This is a genomic window from Enterobacter cloacae complex sp. GYL001 (assembly GCF_049237125.1).
In the GTDB taxonomy this organism is placed as follows: domain Bacteria; phylum Pseudomonadota; class Gammaproteobacteria; order Enterobacterales; family Enterobacteriaceae; genus Enterobacter; species Enterobacter hormaechei_C.
This window is the reverse complement of record NZ_JBMKGW010000027.1, coordinates 1-22258: the sequence shown is the minus strand read 5'-3', so window position 1 is coordinate 22258 and position 22258 is coordinate 1. Positions and strand designations below refer to the sequence as shown.

The window sequence follows — 22258 nt, the reverse complement described above, 5'->3', positions numbered from 1 at the left end:
TTGGTCGGAAAAACGCTTCTTCATGGGGGTGTCCTCATGTGGCTTATGAAGACATTACTAACATCGCGGTGTGTTAATCAACGGGGAGCAGGTCATTTTACTTCCGAGAAGATTAGCCTGACTTTTAACGAGTTTGCGAAGATGTGTGGTATCAGTTCAACAAACATCAACAAACGAACTCGTGCGCGCTTTAAAGAGTCATTAATGAACCTTGCATCGGTAGTGCTTGCCTTCTCAGACTCTCGTAGTGGTCGGTTCACAGTAACGCATCTGGTGCAGAAGGCTATGATTGATCCAAAAAGCGATACTGTTGAGCTGGTTGGGGATCCTTCTATGTGGGAACTGTATCGTTACGACCATAAGACATTGTTAAGCCTTCAGGTTCTATACATTTTGGCTAAAAAAGAAGCTGCGCAATCTCTCTATATTTATTTTGAAGCAATGCCAGCTGGTACGTTGTTCGTTAATATGAAACGGTTGAGGGAAAGGTTGCTTCTTACAACCCCTATTCGTACGCAAAACCAGATAATTCGTAAAGCAATGCGGGAACTTGAATCTATCGGATATCTCGATTATCAAGAAGTTAAGAAAGGTCGCGACATACAATTTCAGATCTTCAAAAGAAGCCCTAAGCTGGCCCTTGCCAAACAAGGTTGAAAGCTATCTGGTATGCACTGGTTATAACCTGCTGAAAAATAAGTTATTTATCAGTGCTATGCTTAGTGCTTCTTTTACTACTGGTCTTACATCTCGGCTTAATGTGCAAAAAAGTAACTTTTCAAACGAACTCCTGACTATTCATCTGTATGCCTTTCTGACTCAAGCGTACATGCTAGCCCATTCATTAAATGCCGTTGAGCAAGATGGTTTCGTGCGCACTCTATTCACGTGAATGCCTTTTGTGGATTACGCCTCTTACATTCATACAAATGCTTTTGATGTCGGTATCCCAAAAATTCATTCATTGAAATGCTTTTGTTTGCCACTGTATCCCGAGCATAGCTATGCAGTGGTATAAAAAGGCATTTTGGTGAATGGCATTAGGTCGAATGACACACAGTTCAGCTTTGTTAAGAGCGAGAATGGTCCAAGACATCTATGACATTGGGCATCAGAAGGACTATGTGCTTGATATGAGATCAAAAAAATATCAGAAGCATCACAACTCCAATGGCATTCAAAGAAATGCCTTTGTTTTGTTAGTACACCAAACAACCCAAAATTCATGCAGTTATATCAAAGACTCATTCGCAAAAGGACTCAGCCAGAAAGCATTTGCTTAAATAGCATTGGCCAAAAGCATTCGAATGAATGATGTTCGTATGGACAAGACAAAGTCCCACTCACGCCCAGAGGTGTAAAAGGCATTTAGATGAATGACGCACCGGCCCGAGGATTGTATGTAGTTTCTCCAACTGATAGTTGCCGAACCAGGGAGCACAGTGATATGCGGCCTTCTCAGAATCAAGAGATAGATAATAAGGGAACAAAAAAGATTAGATATGAAGCTTAGTTACCTGCCCGATATCTAGTTAGAGCTTTTCAAACCATCAAAAGTGACTTTTATGCTTGAGGAGTCTCATCAGCTTCAGGATTGAGCTTAACGTAATCTTACCCCCTCCCCTCTTTCAAACTTTTACTAAGCGTTCACTGGTACCTTTCAAAGATTATGCTTTAGGCCCTTTGCTTAAAAATTCACCAATCGCTAAACGTTAAAAAAAGGGGGTTTATGCGAACGGAAGGATCGGAATAAAAAAGTATTATTCATTCGCGTTTACGTGAACTCAAATCTACACGGAGTAATTATGGAACTTTCTTTAAATATTGGCCTTAGTGAAAAGAAATCTAACACGGCTGCACTTTTTAAAACAAAAAGCGCAAAAGTGATTTTGTTTGTTCTGCTGACCGTGCTTTTTTGCGGTCTGGCATATGCGGGTTCAGATGATGGGGCACTGGGAGATATTTGGTCATACATGAGTGAAAGTATGACTGGAGCTCCGGGCAAAATTCTGGCAGCCGCGATGTTGATCTCAAGCGTATATTTCTCTGTCCTTAAGCCTAACCCGGGCCTGGCACTGGTTTCATTATTCATGATGCTGGTAATGGCCAACGGCGAGAAAATTATCAGCACCTTTATGGATGCTGGCGTACCGCTGTAATTTATTGTTAATCATGCATGAGGGGGTTCATCCCCCTCTCTGGATTTTTAATGAGTAAGCAGAACGACGTTCCTCAGCATACCTATAGATTCCCTTTCAGGATCAACATGCCTCTACTGATTTTGTTTTGGGATGCCAAAAAATTAGGGCTTGCATTCATTCTGGTTGCATTTGGGAATATCTTCGAATGCTTCGGGTTTTCTGTTGTAGCAGCGGTTGTGTATTGGATTGCGTATAACAAAGCAGCTGAGTCAGGAATAAGAGGATTGCTAAAACACAAACTCTGGTGGCTCGGTTTTTTGCCAGGTAAAGCAGTTTTTAGTAGCCGTTATTTCAACGATCCATTTATCAGAGATTTGTATTCTTGATGGAGCTATGAATGAAAATGCTAAGTGGCATTAACATCCCTTTTTTCAAAAAATCTAAAAAGGATGAAAACGGTGATCTTGAACAGTCATACGTAAAGAAAGATGAAAGTGCTAAGGGACGTTTTTTGGACATTAAAAAACGATTTAGCCCACAAGCTGAAGCGTCAGGTGCTGGAATTACATACAGCGCCCTGATTAATCGTGATACAAAACTTATCCGCATTAATACTGTTTCAATAGCCGTCATTGGGTTATTGGTTGCAAAGATTCTTTTTTTCACTGACCCAGTGACGATTGTTACCCCTCCAAACATGAATGAAGAGATCACGGTTGTTGGTAACAAAGCATCGGAATCTTATAAAACACAATGGGCTCTCTTTTTTAGTACCCTTTTAGGGAATATTAATCCAACTAATATTTCCTTTGTGACGGCCTATGTCCTCGATGCCCTTTCACCTGAACTACAGGCTAAAACGAGTGAGTCTTTACAGGAGCAGATAAATATCATGCAGGCTCGTGGTGTTGAGCAGACCTTTAAGCCTAATGATATTTACTTTGATCCAAAAAATGACATGGTCTATGTCTGGGGTACCAAAACGACTCGACTTGTAAATGTTCCGGACAAAACTGAATCATCGAAATGGACTTATGAATGGGTTCTCGGGATGAAAAATGGTCGCCCAAGAATTGCATATGTAAATCAATATTCCGGAACACCGAATATTAAAAAAATTACGATAAACGGCAAAGAGCAACTGGCAACGCTGGATAATCCGCCACCGTCTACAGGTAACAAGTGATGATTAAAAAAAAGGGCTTAGGCTTCAACGCAATTACAGCATTGATCATGCTCACGACTTCGAACTGCGTAATCGCTGAAGAATACCAATTGCCAGCAACAATTAATAACCCGGTTGTAATGCCAGTTGGTGCTGACGGATTTCAGAATGGAGCTGCAAAAGCCATTATTCCGGGTCAAGCTGGTTCTGAACAGTCAGGTGCACAAACAAACCTTAGTGAAGCCGGTAATGCGCAGGGACAAAAACCTACAACTGATCTCCCTACCGTGCAACTTTCCCCAGCCAGCAATGCTTCGCCTGCGGTAAGCGCTATTACTGGAGCATTATCAAATAATCCTAGTCTCCCCGGATTTGACGCACAGACCCGATCTGGTGCAATTGATAGCTATGGGAGACCAACAGGTACCTCGTCCCAGCAGAATGCAACCAATGCGACCGCCACGTCAAAAGCCGATGAACTTTATGTCGAAGCTCGTAACCGATATAAAGAAGTTCAGCGTGTAAATGTGCCGCCTGGTGGGAATGTGGTACTGCCAGTTTCACGAGGACTTCAAAACAGAATATCGACCAGCTTCAAGAATGCTTCTGTCAGTACTTCTACCCCTGCTGAAGAGGCAAGCATATTTGTTAATGGTGGCGATGTCTTTATTTCAACTAATACCGATAAACCAATCGGGATTATGTTGTCTGAAGATCAGGTACCTGAATCGACCTATAACCTGACCCTGGTACCGCTTGATGTTCCCGGTGCGATGATTTCAGTTACTACATCTTTAAGCCCATCTATGCAAGCCAAACGTGAAACCTCATTGGATAAGCAAAACTATGAGGAAATGTTGGCCCGCTCCCAGTCAGAAGAACTGGCTCCAACGGATCCAAAACAAGACGATCATAAACAAAGAATCATTGATTTATTGACTCCTGTGGCTCTTGGTGAGGTCCCTTCAGGATTCAGTTTACAACAGGACCGACTTTCTCGTATTCCTGCGCCAGAGCAGTCACCATGTAACTTTAATATGTATGCAAAGCTCGGTCAGAGACTGGTTGGCTCACGTGAACTTATTGATGTAATTCTTGTGAAAAACGATAAACCATACGGTCAAATCGTTGCTGATCAGCAGTGTATGGCAGAAGGCGTTATTGCAAGTGCTTTATTTGATAAAGCATACCTGCAACCGGGAGAAGAAACAGAGCTTTACATAGTCCGGGATAAATTGTTCAAGGAACGCGAGGCCCGGGTTACAACCAGACCAAGTCTAATCAGAAAATAATATGGGAAAAGTTACTTTGCCTGCTCTGCTTGGGGCCACCGTGATTGGTTTTGTCGTATTTGCTTTAACCAGCTTTTACTACAGGTCAGAATATATACCAAAAAGGAGTGTATTAATCGTTCCGGACGCACCCATTAGTATCGAAGATGGCAGTAACGCTTTTCCCGTTCAGACAGTAATAATGAACGATCCAACTCTTATTGATAAATTTGTAGGAGAGGGCAATATTAATGAGGAGAATGCTTTTGACTATCACAAAAGTAACGTTTTGGAACCTAATTACAAACATGAAATATCTAGAACGAGCCAGATAGATAAAGCTGAAATGAATCATCCATCTGTTCGTGAAAACTGGGCCAGAGCAGGTGAACCCTATATCGTTCCTCAGATGTCTGACAGCGAACGAAATCTAAAAATTAAACGATTCCAGAAACCTACAAGTGGAGCTAATCATGGACATTAAAAAGGCCTGGGAAAATAAGACCGTCAGACTTTCTGTTATTGGCGCTCTGCTGGTAGTGATTGTTTATATTATTAGCCAGTCTATTTTTTCCACACCAGTTAAGAAAGAAAAGAAAACACAGAAAAAAGACATGCAGACCAATTTGTTGTTAGATGATTCGCAAATGAACAAATTGAGTAATGAAGAAAGCCAGAAAGTATATAAAGAAATGGTTAAGCAAAACCGACTTGACCAAAATGCGGCGAAAGAGGACCGCGAAAAAGCAGAAAAAGCCCAACAGGAAACTAAAGCCCAAGTTGCAAGTTTAACTTCTCAACTTCAGCAGCTGTCTCAGCAAATTAATGATATGCAGACAAATCGAAACGGCAATCGTAACTTGGATGCTGGTAGTTCGCGTAAAACGATTAATGAGCAGGCACCGGCAGCTCCTTATCAGCTTAATGCTAATGCGCCGATTAATGGCGTAAACCCTAATTACGCTTCTATCACACCTACGCGTAATAGCCCAATGAGAACAATCACACAAAGTTCCATTAAGACTAATGGTACCGATGGTGTCATTCAGGTTATGCCCGTGTCTGAAAACAGAATCAAGGAAGGCAGAGAGGTCATTGCAGGAGATAAAGCGCCAACTCGGACTGTACGAGGTGATGGTACTGCGCCAGTTGATAGCAAAGCGCGGCATGCTGCCCGAAAAGATGAAATGTTTCTTCCGGCAACATCTATTATCACTGGTGTTCTGATTACCGGGCTTGAAGCGCCTACAAGCCTTTCTTCCAAATCAGAACCAATGCCAGTAACGATGCGTATTAAAAAAGATGTCATCATGCCCAATAATTTCACCATGGATTTGCGTGACTGTAACCTTCTGGGTTCAGCTGTTGGTGATCTGGCGTCACAGCGTGCTTACATACGTGCCACTTCTATCTCTTGTGTTAATTCAAAAGGGAAAGCTTTTGACGTAAAACTGGAAGCATATGCTGTAAGTGAAAATGACGGAAAAAATGGGATCCGAGGCACGCTTATCAGCCGAAATGGTAACGCAATTGCAGGAGCTGCATTTGCCGGTGGACTTTCTTCACTTGCCGGTAGCTTAAGTCCCAGTAAGGTATCTTCACTTAACATCGACCCTAATTCACAGGCTCAGTATCAGTCCCCTAATTTTGGTGCACTTGGGGCATTAGCCGGGGCTGGTGCAGCTCAAGGTGGTCTTAATCGACTCGTCGATTACTACACCGCAATTGCAGAACAACAGTGGCCAATCGTAGAAATTAGCCCTGGCCGAGCTATTACATTTGTCGTTCAGACCGGAACTACAATTCCAACGAATCTGACCAGTCGCTGAGGTTTAAATGGATAGTTTAGAAAAAAAAGAATCGCCTGAATCAGCTGGACCTGAAATCACTAAAAAAATGGTGCGAGAAAGGACAACAAAAAAAATTACCTTCGAAATTGATATTGAAAAAATATTGAAGTATTTATTTTTCTTCGCCTTTGCCGTATTGGTCATTATTTATGGTTATAAAGGCTTTATGAATGTTTACGATTACTTCAATAAACAATCCCAGCCTTCGTACAAGATTGCAGTGCTTGACATGCCTGAATTACGTAAGGAATTTTTCAAGCATCACGGAGGCCGTACTGCTGACAATGATAGATCTCAATTCGAAGAATATTTCAGAACATTAATGAAGATCTACCGTGACCGTGGCTATTTAATTATTGATGCAACGCTTGCCGTTACTGTACCGGATAGTGTTGAAATCGTCACTTATATGGAACTTGAAGATAGCTCTGAAGCGGTACAATCAAGTTCTTATAATGCAAAGAAGTAGAGGGCACCCAATAGTGAAAAAGTTACTTTTCCCTTTAATGGCGGCTTTCGCCATTATGGCGAATACGGTCACTTATGCTTCAGAGCAGGTCCTAACTAATAGTGATGCTGCTGCGTTAATGGCAAAGGCAAAGGAAGGTGGCGTTTCACCCAGTCAGATCTCGGGTGTGTTATCAAAAATGAAAGGATATAAACCTAAGGATGCCATATACATTCCTTCTGGTGGGCTATACCTCTTTCAGGACGAACGTTCGCAGCTAATGGCAGTAACGACCGATGGCCGATACTCCCTTACTGGGGGAAGCCTTGTTGATGTAATTAAACGTAAACCTGTTCTGACTGTAGAAGAAATCAGGAATTCCTATTTTATTAGTCTTGATGAGGCCCCCTTCCCTCTGGAAACTGTAGCGTCCATTCCTCTGGGAAATTCAAAGCTTAAAAGACAAGCAGCCATTTTCATAACACTTGATTGTGACGGTTGCATGGAACTTGTTAAGAAATTCTATGCAGATCGGGACAAGTATCGGATAGATATTGTTTTAGTTCCCTCACCCGGTGAGCCAAAAGAAGAGCTTAGAAGGCTCTGGTGTAGTAAAGAAAAAGGAAAAATAAACAACCTCGATATTCTTCGTTGGCTAATGGGAAGCAAATCCGACATTGAAAAAAGATTGCTCTCTCAAAAAGAAGCAGAAGAATGTCCGGCGGAACCTTTGGTAGCGTCATTGATGCTCGCAGGAATTTATAAATTGCAGGGTGTACCTTCAGTTGTCAGACAGGATGGTTTGGCTGGTAATGGCATTCCAAAAGATTTCGACTACTGGTTGAACCAAAGCGTTGAACCTCTCTTAAAAAATCCATTTGAGACAAATTAAGGCTAGTTTATGAACATCAAAAGATTGGTACTCAGTGCTCTGGTTGTAGGTACATCCTCATATCTTACGGGGTGCTCCATCGGTAGTTCCGAATCCGAATGTCCAGGCATTGAAAAGGGCGTTATCTGTAAAGGTCCTCGCGAAGTTATGGAGTTAACTAATAATCGAGATGATCTGTCTGCACTGGCGGGGGAAGAGTCGGAATCGGGAAAGGAGAAATCGGCTGTCAATGACAGCCGTTATCCAACTGAAATTAGCCCTCCAGGGGAAGTCAAATATCCACAGTCTACTACCCTTAAAAATCAGCCTGTGGCTTATTCAAAAACCGAAATTAAGCCAGTTGGTCAGTTACCTGTCATGTACGATAAAACTTTAAAAATGGGTGCCCCTACTTCATCCATTGGACCACGGCCTATTTCTGGTGTACCGGTTAATTCAAACGTAAGGATGACTAGCAGTTATAGCACTGCCTCTTCAACTGGTAACCCTTTCGTTCATCCGGCTGCGGAAGTCGTTAAACAAACAAGCTATCCGGTTTCTGCTGGAAATGCCCCACGCTACGTTGCACCTAATTCTGATATCAGCCCTGGTAAGGATATGTACTCTCTTTACAATGGCCAGCCCGTTAACCCGACTCTCAACCCTGGGCAGATCCAGCAATACCGTTCGCAAGGTTATAAACAAGCTGTAGTGGCTCCTGAACCACTTGCTGTTCTGCAACAGGGGAAAGTAATGAGAATTACTTTTGCACCTTATACCGATGATAACGATGCGCTTAATCTTCCCGGCTACGTTTATGTCAACGTAAAACCGCAAACATGGATTGCTGGCAAGAATTCGACCTCAAACCCAGCTCGCATAGTTCCTTTAGAAGTACAGGATGCGGCCCGGGAAAATATGCAGCAGCAACAAAAAGCAACTAAAGCTGTCTCTTCGAACGGCATTGTTAGACAACTGTAAGGTCAAATATGGAAGCTATCAATAATTACAATAGCGGTTTAAATCGCCATCAATTAGGTGGGTTTATCCCTGTTTACGATCAATTAGCAGGGACTCACTATTTTTTGATTGATGGCAACAGATTAGGGTTTATGTTTATCTGTAATCCATCCCCTGGAGTTTTTGATAATCAGCAAGATGTTCTTGCTGAAATGTTCAAAATGGATTTCCCTACAGATACTGTCTGTCAAATATCTCTGACTGCATTGCCAGACCTGACTTTACAGCTTAGTGCTTGGTCAGCTGTGCGAGGTGGGCGTATGACTGGGAACGATAAGCTTAAAGCAGATCTGCTTAATGGTTATCAGTTGGACTACTACGACAGAAGTATGCATAAGCCTTTAAAACCTGATCATGATAACCTTATGTTGAGGGATTTTCAGGTATGGATCTCGCTATCGATTCCTTTACAGTCTGCCCTTCCTACCGAGCTGGAACATTCGCGTATCGATTCACTTTACTCTGAACTTGTAAGTAAGTTAATTACGATTGGATTGCATCCGTTTAAGGTCGATGCAGAAAACTGGCTCTATTGTATAGATAAGGTCGTAAACCCCGGAAAGAACTCCCGGTGGGCTGAAGGTTTCATAGACGTTAACACTATGAAAAGGCTTAATGAACAAGTTAACGTTCCCGGCCGTAAGTATACAGTCACAGAAAATCATTTCTCATCAGTCACACAAAGTGACGACGAATCTGAGCATCGTTACTTCAAACAACTTTCCGTTGTAAAGTTTCCTGAATACGTCAATTTCGGTTGTATGTATGAGTTAGTAGTTAACTGGATGCATGGACGTAAGACAATTTTCAGCCCATTTATGATCACTCAGACTGTTCAGTTTGCCGATCCGCTCAAGTTGTCAAAAGAAAACGTCCGCTACAAAGCAATCACTAATAAACAGGCAAGTATACCTTCAGTTGTCACATTCTGCCCTCGCCTGCGGGATATGGATAATGACTACATGGCCGTAACTCGCGAGCTTGAGGATGGCGCAAAGCTTTTAAGAGGGTATCTTACTTTCACTGTTATGGGTAGTAATGCCAATTCTGTGCAGACAGCAGCTAACGATCTCAAATCCTTTTACCTCGAAAGCCGGGTCAAAGTAGCAGATGATTCCTTTATCGTTTTCCCGTCATTTATGTCATGTCTGCCAATGTGCAATGACCCAAAGACAATTTTCGACCTTGACCGTTCCGAAGTAGTGAGCAACACCGGAGCGGCTCATATGACACCGATCTTTGGGCCCTGGAAAGGTAATACAGATAGACCAGTACTGAGTTTAGTTTCTCGTGAAGGTCAACTCATGGGACTTGATATTTTCAAGACTTCTGCAAGCTATAACATGGTTATTGGTGCAACGTCAGGTGCAGGGAAGTCATTCTGGACAGCATATCTAATCAATAACTATCTTGGAGCTGGACCGCGATCTAATAACCTCGTTCATTATCGCTCAACATTTAAGCATTTTTTAGAAAACGAATACCCAGATGATGATCCTGACGGTGCTCAAGTATTTGTTGTGGACGTGGGCCGTTCTTACCAGGGGATTGCGGAACAATATACAAACAGTCAATTTATTGATTTCGGTAAAACCCCTGACTTCACCCTAAATCCCTTTGCCTTCCTAACTGACATCACTGTTAACGACGATGTATTTAACGAAGCACCTGAATTTACCGGTGAATCAACTTCAAACGATGCAGAAAAAGACAAAGTTGCTCAGACCATAATGGTTTTGAATCAGCTAAAAATTATGGCTTCAGAGAAAGGCCTTATCGATGATTATCAACAATCAGTGATGCTTCAGCTTATTGCAGAAGAGTACCAAGAATCCAGAAAATCAGGTCGGACCGGTTCAATAACCGGCTTTGCTCTGCGTTGCAAGAAGCATGAAGACAAACGTATAAAGGATATTGGGGAGCAACTCGGAGCATGGTGCGAAGGTGGAATTTATGGGCACCGGTTTACCGATACGTTGCCTCCAATCAACTTCGACAGCAGATTTATTGTTTTGGAACTGGAGGAGCTAAAAGGCACCCCCCACCTTCAGACAGTTGTATTAATGTCTATCATTCAGGCTGCTCAGCATGCAATGTTCATCAAAAAAGATGGGCGTCGTCGCTTGTTCATCCTTGATGAAGCATGGGAGTACATTCGTCCTGATAATTCATCAGGTGCCGGAAATCAATCAAACCAATTCTTCTCTTCCTTCCTCGAAGCGGCATGGCGTAGGTTCAGGAAAACAAACTGCGCTGGCATCTGTATCACACAGTCGTTTGAAGATTATTTTACTTCTTCTGTTGGCCGGGCCCTGACTGCTAACTCGCCTTGGAAGATAATCATGAAACAAGAAAAAGAAAGCATTGAAGCAATGAAGGCTAATAAATATTTTTCTACTTCAGATGCAGAATATGAACGTATGAAAAATATTCGTACAGTCAAAAAGGTGTTTTCAGAGATGTTAGTCAGGTTCGAAAACTTCCAAGAGATCTGTCGGTTATACGTAGACCGGAAAATGGAGCTTTGTTTTACTACGGATAGTGCTGACAGGAGTAAATTATGGGAAATTCAAAGCCGCGAGAATTGTAGCTATGGCGAGGCAATAGAAATTCTCTATGCTCAAGAAGTAGCAGCGGGTTTGGCCGCGTAGAGTAAATATCTTCAAGCAAAAATAATTAAACCAGATGTCTCATAAGAATCTGGTTTTTTATTGTATGCCTTAAGTAAACAAATGAGGTTGTGACTTAATGAGTTCATCACTGTGCTGCAAATTTTGGTTTTATAATTAATGTGGTGTAAAAACAGTGACATAAATACAAATCGCAGTTAGGTTGTGTACGCATTAAGTAAACAAAATTTATAACTTCAATACTGACATTATAAGATGAAAATCACGTAAATTACATTTTTGTTTACCAAAGGTAATCAAAGTAGCGCGGCATTATTAGTGAAAACAGATCACTGGTGTCATTTTGCATACAAAACTTAATATCCTTTAATCATTCTTCTAAAAGTTTATTATTAACGGTTTGGTTTCTGAAAATTTATCCAATTTGCTCACCGAAGACTTTTAACTTATTTAACCCCCTTTATCGCCAAACTGTGATTTTCTAATGTTAGTCTACAGTTCTAGGGCCCTTGCTCCCATGATGCGAATCCTGCCACCTAATAAAGATTAACGCCTCATTCCTGTATGCCGGTCTTACGACGCCAGTGCACGGACTATTTTTGGTCATCACAAGGACAGGCGGGAGATTTAATCAGGGCGTGGTGTTGCTGAGCAGCAGCTGCGGCACTGTAAGCCGAAGGCGGAATTAACTCCTTTATCACCATCTGGGGACGTCATTATGGGTAGCCCTTTTAACTTGCTCAGGACCATTAAGCTAAAATTCCGGATAGCGATTGACGTAAGATTTAGGCTAAGCAGGTAAAGTGATCCCCGCTCCCGGGGTGACAACTTTATACAAAAGGCCGAGCGGAAGATTGTCCTTAGGGAATATTTCTTTAACACAGCACGGGCACTTACTCACGCTGCCGGATTTAACCCCCTTAATCGCCAAACTGGGGTTCTGTCCTCATGCTGGCCTTCAGTTCTGGGCGGGGTTGCTATCACTTGCTCCCTAATGCGAGATGTACCTGCTGATACAGATTAACGTCATATTCCTGCGTGCCGGTCTGCCGACACCAGTGCACGGGCTTTTTTCGGTCATCACATTACCGGGCAGGAGATTTTATCAGGACGTGGTGTGACTGAGCAGCAGCTGGGGCACTGTCATCCGCTTGCAGATTTAACCCCCTTAATCGCCAAACTGGCGTTCAGTCCTGATAGTGTCCTTCCGTCCTGGGCAGGGTTGCTAACACTGGCTCCCTTAATACGAAATGCGCCTGCTGATAAAGATTAAAGTCACATCACTGCATACCGGTGTGCCGACTCCGGTGCATGGCCTTTTCCGATAATCACAAGGACGGACGGGTGATTATATCTGTGCATAGTATGTCTGAGCAGCATCAGAAGGCACTGTCAGCCACTGGCAGATTTAACCCCCTTAATCGCCAAACTGGCGTTCAGTCCTGATAGTGTCCTTCCGTCCTGGGCAGGGTTGCTAACACTTGCTCCCTTAATACGAAATGCGCCTGCTGATAAAGATTAAAGTCACATCACTGCATACCGGTCTGCCGACTCCGGTGCATGGCCTTTTCCGATAATCACAAGGACGGACGGGTGATTATATCTGTGCATAGTATGTCTGAGCAGCATCAGAAGGCACTGTCAGCCGCTGGCAGATTTAACCCCCTTAATCGCCAAACTGGGATCAGTCCTGATAGTGTCCTTCCGTCCTGGAGAGGGTTGCTAACACTTGTTCCCATGATACGAAATGCGCCAGCTGATACAGATTAACGTCTCATTGCCCATGCCGGTCTGCCGACACCGGTGCATGGCCTTTTCCGATATTCGCAAGCACAGATGCTTGATTTTTTCAGGGTGTAATATACCTGAGCAGCATCTGAAGGCACTTTCAGTCGCTGTCAGATTTAACACCCTTAATCGCCAATCTGGGATTTTATGATGTTAACCTCCAGTTCAAGACCCTTGCTCCCATGATGCGAACCTTGCCACCTGATAAAGATTTACGCCTCATTCCTGTATGCAGGTCTTACGACTCTAGTGCACGGACAATTTTCGGTCATAACAAGACCTGGCGGAAGATTTAATCAGGCGTGGTGTGACTGAGCAGAAGCTGGGGCAATGTCAGCCGCTGGCAGAAAAAACCCTTATTCGCCATCTCAAACCGTCATTATGGGTAGTCCTTTTAACTTTCTCAGGACCATTAAGCTTAAACTCCGTTTAGAGAATGACGTAAGATTTAGGCTAAGCAGGTTAAGTGATCCCTCTCCCGGGTTGAACACTATATTCATCGTACGAGCGGAAGATTGTCCTTCGGGAAATATTTCTTAAACACCGCTCGGGATCTTATTGCCACTGGCGGATTTAACCCCCTTAATCGCCATACTGGGGTTCTGTCCTGATGCTGGCCTTCAGTTCTGGGCTTGGGTTGCTATCGCTTGCTCCCATAATGCGAAATGTGCCTCCTGATACAGATTAACGTCATATTCCTGCGTGCCGGTCTGCCGACACCAGTGCACGGGCTTTTTTCGGTCATCACATTTCCGGGCAGGAGATTCTATCAGGGCGTGGTGTGACTGAGCAGCAACTGGGGCACTGTCAGCAGCTTGCAGATTTAACACCCTTAATCGCCAAACTGGGATTCTGTTCTGATGTTGACCTTCCGTTCTGGGCGGGCTTTGGTTTACTAACACTTACTTCCATAATACGAAATGTGCTTGATGATGCAGATTAAATTCACATTACTGCATACCGGTCTGCCGACACCGGTGCATGGGCGATTTCCGACGATCTCAAGAACATATGGGAGATTATATCAGGGAGAGTAGTATGCCTGAGCAGCATCTGAAGGCACTGTCAGCCGCTGTGAGATTTAACCCCCTTAATCGCCAAACTGGGGTTCTGTCCTCATGCTGGCCTTCAGTTCCGGGCTGGGTTGCTATCACTTGCTCACATAATGCGAAATGTACCTGCTGATACAGATTAACGTCATATTCCTATATGCCGGTCTGCCGACATCAGTGCTTGGGCTATTTTCGGTCAAAACAAGACCTGGCGAGAGATTTAATCAAGCGTGGTGTGACTGAGCAGCAGCTGGGGGCACTGTCATCCGCTTGCAAATTTAACCCCCTTAATCGCCAAACTTGGGTTCAGTCCTGATGTTGGCATTCCGTTCTGGGCGGCGTTGCTATCACTTGCTCCCATTATGCGAAAAGTGCCTGCTGATACAGATTAACGTCATATTCATGCATGCCGGTCTGCCGACACCAGTGCACGGGTTTTTTTCGGTCATTACAATACCGGGCAGGGGATTAAATCAGGGCGTGGTGTGACTGAGCAGCAGCTGGGACACTGTCAGCCGCTGGCAGATTTAACCCCCTTAATCTCCACACTGGGGTTGCCTCCTTAAGTTGGGTTTCATTTCGGGGTGAGGTTGCTAACTCTGCTCCCATAATTCGTAGTGTGCCTCCTCAAGAGATTAACACCTCATATCTTTAGACTGGACTGACGACAACGGTTCACAGTTAGGAAACGTATATCAGCACACCGGTGAGATAGATTTTAGGGTCTAAGCAAGAAATAGGGTAGGCGTGAAGATTCATTAATGGAGCTCTTAACTTCAAAGCGTAGAGAAGGAGACAAGAATCGTGGTTTAAACAGGTTGTGCATTAGGTATGGACTAGAGAGTCTGAGCTCACATCTGCAAGTTAAGCTCACAAAAAATCATAAAAAAGTAAACAAACATTAGCTTAAGATTGAAACTAAGGATAGAATTGTACGCATAACAAGGAAATGGACGCATTATACGTAAAGTTTACATATATGCGTAAAAGTCGGTTTTCAGTGCAAAAAGGTCATAACCATGAATTTACTTGAAAAGATCGCCCTCGTTGGTCAGCGCATGAAAAGCGAGCAGATTTCTCTAAAGGAATCTCTGATGGCTTCATCAAGAGTATCTGTTTCTGATGATAGTGTTGATGGTGTTGATAGACTGATCTATAACCACTGTTTGAATAAAAAAAATCTCTCTGATTTTTTTGGGAAGTCACGAGTAACGTTCAATAAAATACTTTCGGACTTAGAAGAAAAAGAACTTGTTGGTGCACCTATTTATCAAAACAAAAATCATCTTTACACCCGCTGGGATGTTCAAAAAATAATGGATGCCCTGGGTTATCCCAAGTACCGCGATCATTACTTTAGCAGAGCTATTGTTACTCAGAATCATAAAGGCGGTACAGGGAAAAGCACTACATCTGTAGCTTTAGCAGTAGCAGCTGCTTTAGATCTACAACTCAATGCACGTGTATTAATGATCGAATGGGACCCACAAGGTTCGATTGGAAGCAGCATGATTCAAAGTGTCTCAGAAGATGATGTCTTCCTTACAGCAATTGATGCAATCCTTGGAATTTATGAAGAAAATTCTGAGTATAAAAAATATTTAGATTCAGGATTCTCTGAAGAAGAAATCATCACTAATATGCCTTTTTCAACGCATCTGCCAAACTTGGACGTAATAACGGCTTTTCCGACAGATGCTCGTTTTAAAGATAAATACTGGCAATGTTCTAGAGAAGAACGTACGTCTTTGTTACTACGTTTCAAGGAAGTTATCTTACCGGTACTGAAGCAGAACTATGATTTGATTATTATAGACACTCCACCTGAAGATTCACCTTTGATCTGGGCTGCTGACGAAGCGGCCGATGGGATTCTTGTCGCAGTGTCACCACGTGAATATGATTACGCCTCTACTACAGACTTCATGCTTACAATAAGTGAAAGGTTTAAACAATCACCAAGTAAGGGCGACAATTTAAAATGGTTCAAAGTTCTTGCTGTCAATGTAGATGACAAAAGTCCATATGAAAGAATAGTTTTGGATAAATTAATCAGAACTGTTCAGGACCTTTTGATGTCCGCTAACATAAAAAATTCTGAAGCATTTAAGGCAGCTGCTTCCAAAGGGCGTACAGTGCTTGATATCAAAAAATCAGAGGAACTTTGTTCCGCAAAGCAGCTTGATGTCGCAGAAGAATCTGTATTACAGGTATATCAGCAATTTATAAATGAAATAAAAAGTTTTTCAGCTAAGCAAGGAGTTAACGCATGAGCGATGAGCAACATATCGGGAATGATAAATCTCGATATTTAAACGCACCAAAGCGGACAGAAGTCGGTCACCGTTCAGGTCTTGCGGGTTTGAAAACAGCACCTCGCATAAAAAAGTTATTCACTCTTCATAAGGGCCGGAGACTTGAAGCGGAACATGTGATTGTTCCAGCCCAGAGAGTGGAGAAGGAGACCTTAGTCCATCCAGCGAACCCACGAAATCAAGAAGCCCTTACAGATTATTCTGTTAGAGATATTCTTAAGCAGATTGAAGAAAGAGGGGTCGATACCGAAGGGATCGCTGTAAAAAGAGATGGGGTTTATTTATTAATAGAAGGAAGTCGCAGACGTTTCTGCTGTATAAAGGCAGAAAAGGATCTCCCCCTGTGGGTTCTTCCGGATGAACTAACCGAAGATGATATAAATTCAATTATATCCGCAGCACAAACATCTCGAAAATTTTCATATAGAGAAGTTGGGTTTCAATTTATCAAAAAAATGGAAGAAAAAGGATTTTCTACTAATGAAGAACTCGCAGCATATCTTGGGATTAGTCATGTATCGGTAGCCAAAAGAATCCAGGCGGCCCGTATTGACGAAACATTGATCTCTTTATTCCCGGATTATGAAGGAATCCCGAACTCCTATTATAGTCGCTTGTCTCGTTTACAGAAATATGTGCAAAAAAATCTATTTCCTTTAGATGAAGTAATAGATAATGTTAAAGAGGAAACAAAAGATTTAGACATTGGAGATCTCCAGGTTGCTCAAAAAGTTGTAATGGAAAAAATCACACAATCTGTGGAAAGTGTTTGTGAAAAAACTTATTCCACAAAATGGGAAACAAGTGATCTTATTACTTTTGATAACAAAGATAAGTATGCAAGAATCAGTAAAAACAATACTGGTAGAAAAATTCGCTTTGAATTCAATAGGATAAATGCGGGTTTTATTAAGGAACTAGAGGAGTTCATAAAAGAAAAATTAAAAGTATCAGAATAAATATTGAACTGCATCTTTATGATGCAGTTCATATGATTTATATTTTTAATTTCTTGTTATATTAATATGGGGTGTGCGCAGGTTCAGACATATAAGGTCTTAGTTCTATATGAACAGAAGCGCCATTCCCATCATTTACTACGTTTAAAGGTGCTTTTCCCGGCAATGACATAGTTGCAACGTCAGGTCCAGAAACAGCAAAATTATTTTCTGCTGAAGGCATTACTGTAAAAATCTTTATAGCAACATTTTCATGTCTAAATAATGAAATCCCAAAAGTAGAACCAGCTTCGGTATTGCTCACGTCCACAACCACAGGGGTTTTTCCTAGATATTCATTAGTTAGTATGTTTTTTACTAATGCCCCTTCCGGGACAGTATAGATACGGTATGGATATGCTAAAGCCGTGTGACAAAAACATATTAAAATAACAATTAATGTTTGTTTCATAGATTATCCTCATTCAAAAATAAAAGATATAACTCTTGAAAATCGTGGTTAGTAATTAGGTCCGCTTTTCCGGGAAAATCGTAACTAACAGAAAATAAAAGCGAAAGCGAATCTTTTCCTTTTGCTTTGGGAGAGATTCTGCTAAAAGCACGGTTAATAAACATAAGTTGATCTTCATTGTTGAAGCAAAGTCCAAGCATTCCAACCGTAGGAACTACGAATGTGCTTACGCTGCCTGGGGGCAAAAGTTGCTTACTACGGGCATTGTAAGCACAACGACTACCACCTAGCGTTAGGCCTGAAAGCTCAATAAAACTTCTGGTTCCATTCTTGGCGACAAGCCAAACATCAGTTCCTGAACTTTCGACACGTAAAGTAACTTTTCCGTCAGTAAAGGCCTCACTTTTATTGTATAGAATAGGGTCAAAACCAACTGTCGGGAGTTCTTCGATTTTACTTTCTACTGACTGACAACCAGTCAGTAATGCAAACAATAAAAGTGTGATAACTTTAATCATCCCGCTTCCTTAGATTGTTTTTGGCGCTCGTTATAAAAGATAATGATTCACCGGGGTAGAGAATTGTTTCTTTCGTCCAATAACCATAACCACCGAGGATATTTTTTCTTTTCTCAATATAAACGGGTTCAGAAAATACTAAATGTTGATATTTAGGAAGAGATAAGATTTCATATTTTCCTTGTCCAACTAAGAGGTAATTCTTCTCTTTAGGATTGATGGTTACTGGATTACCAACACTTTGAGGTATGTTAAGTTTTTTTATATTTAGGTCAGAATAGTCAGGAACGGACACTTGATCATTAGACGTATTTCCGGGAAGAGTAAACCCTTTACCCTGATCCGGTCCAAAGATGGCAATTATATCTTTGTTGTTTCTTGTGATCGAAACGATAGCCTGAAGGGGCGTATTAGCAAGGTCATTTATAAACGATATAGTTAGACTTGATTTTGGCTCGACCCAAACAATGCTTTTTCCGGATGTGCCTTCGCTTAATGCAATTTTTTCATTTAGTAAGATTTTATTTTTGGCAATGATATTATACTCAAGTTTTGGTATCACAATAAAAAGTGATTCTTTATTTGAAACATTCATGATTTCTAAGAAATTGGTTTTGGTCATGCTGGTCTTTAGAACAGGCCTATATTTACCATTTATAAACCACCTTCCGTTTATAAGCTCCGCTTTAGCAGATATAAGTGAATCACTTTTCTGTGCGGCAGAAGAAAAAGCATCTTTTCTATGCTCTTTCTCTTGATGTGGTGCAGCTGCTGCGTGAAGATGCAAAAGTAATGTTGAAATTGAGATAATCTTCCAATTTATCTTCATCTTATTACCTCAATGTTGTTTTCAATCGAATCGAGTTCTAAAGGATAGGTTTTAAGTGAATAAAACTTGTTTGTTGTTTGTATTAGCTGATGACACAATAAAACTGGATTGTTCTTCATGATTATTTCTACTAATGTAAGTGCTGGTGAGTCAGTTTGCGGTATACCCGGAGCAACTATTACCTGGTCTTCTAATTTTGACATATAGAGTGATCCAGTATTTATATGCAAACAATTACCGATCAGTACTGGAAGATTGTTTTGAGTACGACCATGGGCTTTTCGAATGCTGTTTACAGGATTCCTACCTAGGACCATAAGGTTGACGTCATTTATCATCATTGGTATTACGGCATGGTCCATACCGAATAGAAACTGGCTCTGAAAAATATTCACATTGGCATAGTTGAATGCTTGAAGCGCATTATAAGTATCAGTGAATGATGTGCGGATAGGGGCGTAATCAGAAGGGCAAACCCCAATTTTTATATCGCCTTTTAGTAAAATCTGCATCATCGTACCAAGCTGGGTATTAAGAAGTTTTTTTACCTCTTCCTCTAAATAGTAACGATTCACAGCTTTATGCCACTTTCCGCCCATTACACACCATCTCTCATTGAGGTATGTGCTGGGGTAAAATGTTCTCCGGTCTTTGTTTAATGGTAACAATTTTTTTAACATTTCTTCTCCGGCTCCGGCAGCTGAGAAATGCCTCACAAAACGTCCATCGAAAAAGCCACTGTTTATCGCCTTCATCAATTCTATGGGTTCCGGCCCATAGTCAAACAAATTTCCAGTAGAGAAAATTACTATCTCTTCTTCTGGCTTTGTAACTGATTGGATCAAGTTGCACAGCGCAGAGTAATGTCCATGAGGATCTGCCAGAAAGAAAATCCTTCCGGAGAAGTTTGTAAGGTCTATAGTTTGGACGTGCTCAGCTGCCATAAATTCCTCTACGTATGTTTACATCGATGATACGGTATTTCGAACTATGATTTTTTTACAAAAAGGCGTCATTTTGGATTCTAAGCCTAAGGACCTTTGTTACTTACAGGTAAAGGCCCCAGTCCTGGCTCTCAAACAGTTCATACTTAGGATGCAAAGTAACTTTCTGATTATAATTGGCTCCTTTATAAACATGGTTAATACATGAATACAGGAAATTTAACGGTAAGGTATTTAAAATGGAAGGATGCTGAAATAACATAGACTTACGTATTTTTTTAATAGTGTTAATGTTGATAATAGGTCACCATTAATGTATAAAGTTAATATCTAATATGGTCCTATTAATAAAAGAGAGTTTTTATGGCTGAACTATTAAAATCTGAAAGTCCTGTTTCACCATCAGTGCAGGATATCACTGAAGCTTTAAAAATCGTTGTCGATGATGGAAGTAAAGCTGCAAAACTGGTTTGTCTTAATGAAAGAAACGAATTAGTTCCCTTGCTTACACAAAATAGTTTTGTTCCAGATTTCCGTGTTCGCCATGAGGGTCTCAATCCTTTTAACTATCTTATTGATGGGCTGGAAAGGTTTTCGCATCACAGCGAATCTAGTAACTCACTGGAATCGACTGATGTATCTCACCAATACGATGAAATTAGCCGGTTAAATGTTCACCATGCACTTCATGCTTCTGGTTTAGTTCCTCAGGATGTTCACCTCTTTGTTACTTTACCACTTAGCCAGTTCTATACTGCTTTAGGGGAAACGAATATTGAAAATATTCAGAGAAAAAAAGATAATCTGATGAAACCAGTAGAGCGTTATCTTGACGGTAAACGCTATTCTTTTAACGTTTTGTCTGTGACTGTTTTCCCTGAATCTTTACCAGCTGTGACCCGGGCAGATGAAATTGAGGATATTGCTTCATTTGAATCAAGTTTGGTAATTGATCTTGGTGGTACTACTCTTGATGTTGCAAGTATTACTGGGCAATTAGAACAGATTTCGAAAGTAAAAGGTTTTGACCGTATTGGTTGTTCTATTGTTTACGATGAGATCAGCAGGTATCTTGAATCTGAGAAACTGAATACGAGTAATGCTTACATTCATCATCTTGTTGATAATCGTCATGATAAATCAGCTTTGAAGGTTGCAGAGGACAAGCGTGACGGTGTTTTTGATGCGGTAAACTCTGCGGTACAGAAGTTGCAAAGTAAAGTAATCAGAGCGGTTACACAAGTCGAAGAGAGGCCTCATAATGTTTTCCTTGTTGGGGGAGGTTCATATCTCATCGAAACAGCTATTCGTAAACATTTTGAAACGGCTAAAGTTATCATGGTAGACAATCCGCAGTTCGCATTATCTTTGGCAATTGCTGATACTATTTATTCAGAATAATGAGCTAGAACATGGCTAAATACCCTATCTCAAATAAGGCAGATAACGACCGGATTCAGATCCGGTCTTTCTGGATATCCGAAAGAAAAGCACCCTATGTTTATAGTTTCTTGAAAAAAACAGAACTTTGTCATAGGGGTGACCAACTGGATTTAATTAGGTCGGCTATTAGTACCGGGTTGGTATTAAATAATTTATTTCCTGACTTGGCAAATTTTATAAATGGTTTAAACGAAAGATTAACACTTGCAGATCTTAATAGGTTTCTGAATGATGGAAATACTATAGATACTGAACCTAAGCCTCCTATTAATGTATTGCTAGAGAATGTCTTAGATCAAAAGTTTAAGGAGTATTTAACACCTCTACAATTAGATAATTCAAAGCAGGATTCTGTTTCTGTAAAAGAAACCTTCCTTGTACAAAAGGAACATGCCTGCTTTGGTGTGAAGATTGAAAATGAGGGAAGCGATACCTCTATACCATCTGAAAGCCCACTTTCTTCAGGTGCATGGCTTTGTTGAATAAATCGAACTTTTGCTGAGTTGAAGGATCAGATCACGCATCTTCCCGACAACGCAGACCGTTCCGTGGCAAAGCAAAAG

Annotated in this window: 20 protein-coding genes; 16 read left to right on the top strand and 4 right to left on the bottom strand. The window is 41.4% G+C overall.

Annotation, left to right across the window (positions count from 1 at the left end; all coding sequences use genetic code 11):
• From ACOTWU_RS24065 to ACOTWU_RS24000, 14 genes are all read left to right on the top strand, one after another.
• A partial coding sequence (locus ACOTWU_RS24065) for a RepB family plasmid replication initiator protein (protein ID WP_421625800.1) occupies positions 1–657 on the top strand: 657 nt, incomplete at its 5' end.
• A 1148-nt stretch (positions 658–1805) separates the two neighbouring features.
• Positions 1806–2159 (top strand): hypothetical protein, encoded by a 354-nt coding sequence (locus tag ACOTWU_RS24060; protein WP_000423602.1) that lies wholly within the window; start codon positions 1806–1808, stop codon positions 2157–2159.
• A 17-nt stretch (positions 2160–2176) separates the two neighbouring features.
• The gene (locus ACOTWU_RS24055) at positions 2177–2527 is read left to right on the top strand and encodes a type IV conjugative transfer system protein TraL (RefSeq protein ID WP_001447770.1); all 351 of its coding nucleotides are present in this window, start codon (positions 2177–2179) and stop codon (positions 2525–2527) included.
• Positions 2528–2538: 11 nt separating this feature from the next.
• Positions 2539–3327 carry a TraE/TraK family type IV conjugative transfer system protein gene (locus ACOTWU_RS24050; RefSeq protein ID WP_000783153.1) on the top strand — a complete coding sequence of 263 codons (789 nt, stop codon included), beginning with the start codon at positions 2539–2541 and terminating at the stop codon, positions 3325–3327.
• Positions 3327–4598: a TraK domain-containing protein gene (locus ACOTWU_RS24045; protein ID WP_000592092.1), complete on the top strand. Its 1272-nt coding sequence runs from the start codon at positions 3327–3329 to the stop codon at positions 4596–4598. The genes ACOTWU_RS24050 and ACOTWU_RS24045 overlap by 1 nt, the downstream gene beginning before the upstream one ends.
• A 1-nt stretch (position 4599) precedes the next feature.
• Complete coding sequence (htdO, locus tag ACOTWU_RS24040; protein WP_000521242.1) at positions 4600–5061, top strand: plasmid transfer protein HtdO; 462 nt, start codon at positions 4600–4602, stop codon at positions 5059–5061.
• Positions 5051–6406: an IncHI-type conjugal transfer protein TrhB gene (gene trhB, locus ACOTWU_RS24035; protein ID WP_000351841.1), complete on the top strand. Its 1356-nt coding sequence runs from the start codon at positions 5051–5053 to the stop codon at positions 6404–6406. Before htdO ends, trhB begins: the two co-directional genes overlap by 11 nt.
• Before the next feature lie 7 nt (positions 6407–6413).
• Positions 6414–6896, top strand: a complete 483-nt coding sequence (locus tag ACOTWU_RS24030) for a hypothetical protein (protein ID WP_000377632.1) — start codon at positions 6414–6416, stop codon at positions 6894–6896.
• Positions 6897–7014: 118 nt separating this feature from the next.
• A complete protein-coding gene (htdT, locus tag ACOTWU_RS24025) occupies positions 7015–7767 on the top strand; it encodes a protein-disulfide isomerase HtdT (RefSeq protein WP_182911723.1) in 753 nt (250 codons plus the stop codon).
• A 9-nt stretch (positions 7768–7776) separates the two neighbouring features.
• Complete coding sequence (trhV, locus tag ACOTWU_RS24020) at positions 7777–8727, top strand: IncHI-type conjugal transfer lipoprotein TrhV (protein ID WP_001022588.1); 951 nt, start codon at positions 7777–7779, stop codon at positions 8725–8727.
• Between the two features lie 8 nt (positions 8728–8735).
• Positions 8736–11417 (top strand): TraC family protein, encoded by a 2682-nt coding sequence (locus ACOTWU_RS24015; RefSeq protein WP_000387412.1) that lies wholly within the window; start codon positions 8736–8738, stop codon positions 11415–11417.
• A 2548-nt stretch (positions 11418–13965) separates the two neighbouring features.
• On the top strand, positions 13966–14127 hold the full coding sequence (locus ACOTWU_RS24010) for a hypothetical protein (RefSeq protein WP_001371949.1): 162 nt from the start codon (positions 13966–13968) through the stop codon (positions 14125–14127).
• A 1128-nt stretch (positions 14128–15255) separates the two neighbouring features.
• The gene (locus ACOTWU_RS24005) at positions 15256–16509 is read left to right on the top strand and encodes a ParA family protein (RefSeq protein ID WP_001050364.1); all 1254 of its coding nucleotides are present in this window, start codon (positions 15256–15258) and stop codon (positions 16507–16509) included.
• The gene (locus ACOTWU_RS24000) at positions 16506–17510 is read left to right on the top strand and encodes a ParB family protein (protein WP_001278838.1); all 1005 of its coding nucleotides are present in this window, start codon (positions 16506–16508) and stop codon (positions 17508–17510) included. The genes ACOTWU_RS24005 and ACOTWU_RS24000 overlap by 4 nt, the downstream gene beginning before the upstream one ends.
• A 61-nt stretch (positions 17511–17571) precedes the next feature.
• Here the strand turns inward: ACOTWU_RS24000 and ACOTWU_RS23995 are convergent, their stop codons facing one another.
• The 4 genes from ACOTWU_RS23995 to ACOTWU_RS23980 are packed head-to-tail and all read right to left on the bottom strand — an operon-like array spanning position 17572 to position 20252.
• Complete coding sequence (locus tag ACOTWU_RS23995) at positions 17572–17961, bottom strand: hypothetical protein (protein ID WP_000815011.1); 390 nt, start codon at positions 17959–17961, stop codon at positions 17572–17574.
• Positions 17958–18479 (bottom strand): hypothetical protein, encoded by a 522-nt coding sequence (locus tag ACOTWU_RS23990; protein WP_000598517.1) that lies wholly within the window; start codon positions 18477–18479, stop codon positions 17958–17960. The genes ACOTWU_RS23995 and ACOTWU_RS23990 overlap by 4 nt, the downstream gene beginning before the upstream one ends.
• Positions 18472–19308: a hypothetical protein gene (locus tag ACOTWU_RS23985; protein WP_000700976.1), complete on the bottom strand. Its 837-nt coding sequence runs from the start codon at positions 19306–19308 to the stop codon at positions 18472–18474. The genes ACOTWU_RS23990 and ACOTWU_RS23985 overlap by 8 nt, the downstream gene beginning before the upstream one ends.
• Positions 19305–20252, bottom strand: coding sequence for a metallophosphoesterase (locus tag ACOTWU_RS23980; RefSeq protein WP_085013661.1), 948 nt, complete (start codon positions 20250–20252; stop codon positions 19305–19307). The genes ACOTWU_RS23985 and ACOTWU_RS23980 overlap by 4 nt, the downstream gene beginning before the upstream one ends.
• 363 nt (positions 20253–20615) lie before the next feature.
• On the opposite strand from ACOTWU_RS23980, the gene parM reads away from it, so the two are divergent.
• Entirely contained in the window at positions 20616–21653 is a 1038-nt protein-coding gene (parM, locus tag ACOTWU_RS23975) for a plasmid segregation protein ParM domain-containing protein (protein WP_000818954.1), read from the top strand.
• An 11-nt stretch (positions 21654–21664) separates the two neighbouring features.
• On the top strand, positions 21665–22177 hold the full coding sequence (locus ACOTWU_RS23970; RefSeq protein ID WP_001151875.1) for a hypothetical protein: 513 nt from the start codon (positions 21665–21667) through the stop codon (positions 22175–22177).
• Positions 22178–22258 lie beyond the last annotated feature (81 nt).

Coding starts and splice junctions, on each gene's coding strand:
- ACOTWU_RS24060 (WP_000423602.1), top strand. CDS start 1,806: ATGGAACTTTCTTTAAATATTGGCCTTAGTGAAAAGAAATCTAACACG.
- ACOTWU_RS24055 (WP_001447770.1), top strand. CDS start 2,177: ATGAGGGGGTTCATCCCCCTCTCTGGATTTTTAATGAGTAAGCAGAAC.
- ACOTWU_RS24050 (WP_000783153.1), top strand. CDS start 2,539: ATGAAAATGCTAAGTGGCATTAACATCCCTTTTTTCAAAAAATCTAAA.
- ACOTWU_RS24045 (WP_000592092.1), top strand. CDS start 3,327: ATGATTAAAAAAAAGGGCTTAGGCTTCAACGCAATTACAGCATTGATC.
- htdO (WP_000521242.1), top strand. CDS start 4,600: ATGGGAAAAGTTACTTTGCCTGCTCTGCTTGGGGCCACCGTGATTGGT.
- trhB (WP_000351841.1), top strand. CDS start 5,051: ATGGACATTAAAAAGGCCTGGGAAAATAAGACCGTCAGACTTTCTGTT.
- ACOTWU_RS24030 (WP_000377632.1), top strand. CDS start 6,414: ATGGATAGTTTAGAAAAAAAAGAATCGCCTGAATCAGCTGGACCTGAA.
- htdT (WP_182911723.1), top strand. CDS start 7,015: ATGGCAAAGGCAAAGGAAGGTGGCGTTTCACCCAGTCAGATCTCGGGT.
- trhV (WP_001022588.1), top strand. CDS start 7,777: ATGAACATCAAAAGATTGGTACTCAGTGCTCTGGTTGTAGGTACATCC.
- ACOTWU_RS24015 (WP_000387412.1), top strand. CDS start 8,736: ATGGAAGCTATCAATAATTACAATAGCGGTTTAAATCGCCATCAATTA.
- ACOTWU_RS24005 (WP_001050364.1), top strand. CDS start 15,256: ATGAATTTACTTGAAAAGATCGCCCTCGTTGGTCAGCGCATGAAAAGC.
- ACOTWU_RS24000 (WP_001278838.1), top strand. CDS start 16,506: ATGAGCGATGAGCAACATATCGGGAATGATAAATCTCGATATTTAAAC.
- ACOTWU_RS23995 (WP_000815011.1), bottom strand. CDS start 17,961: ATGAAACAAACATTAATTGTTATTTTAATATGTTTTTGTCACACGGCT.
- ACOTWU_RS23990 (WP_000598517.1), bottom strand. CDS start 18,479: ATGATTAAAGTTATCACACTTTTATTGTTTGCATTACTGACTGGTTGT.
- ACOTWU_RS23985 (WP_000700976.1), bottom strand. CDS start 19,308: ATGAAGATAAATTGGAAGATTATCTCAATTTCAACATTACTTTTGCAT.
- ACOTWU_RS23980 (WP_085013661.1), bottom strand. CDS start 20,252: ATGGCAGCTGAGCACGTCCAAACTATAGACCTTACAAACTTCTCCGGA.
- parM (WP_000818954.1), top strand. CDS start 20,616: ATGGCTGAACTATTAAAATCTGAAAGTCCTGTTTCACCATCAGTGCAG.
- ACOTWU_RS23970 (WP_001151875.1), top strand. CDS start 21,665: ATGGCTAAATACCCTATCTCAAATAAGGCAGATAACGACCGGATTCAG.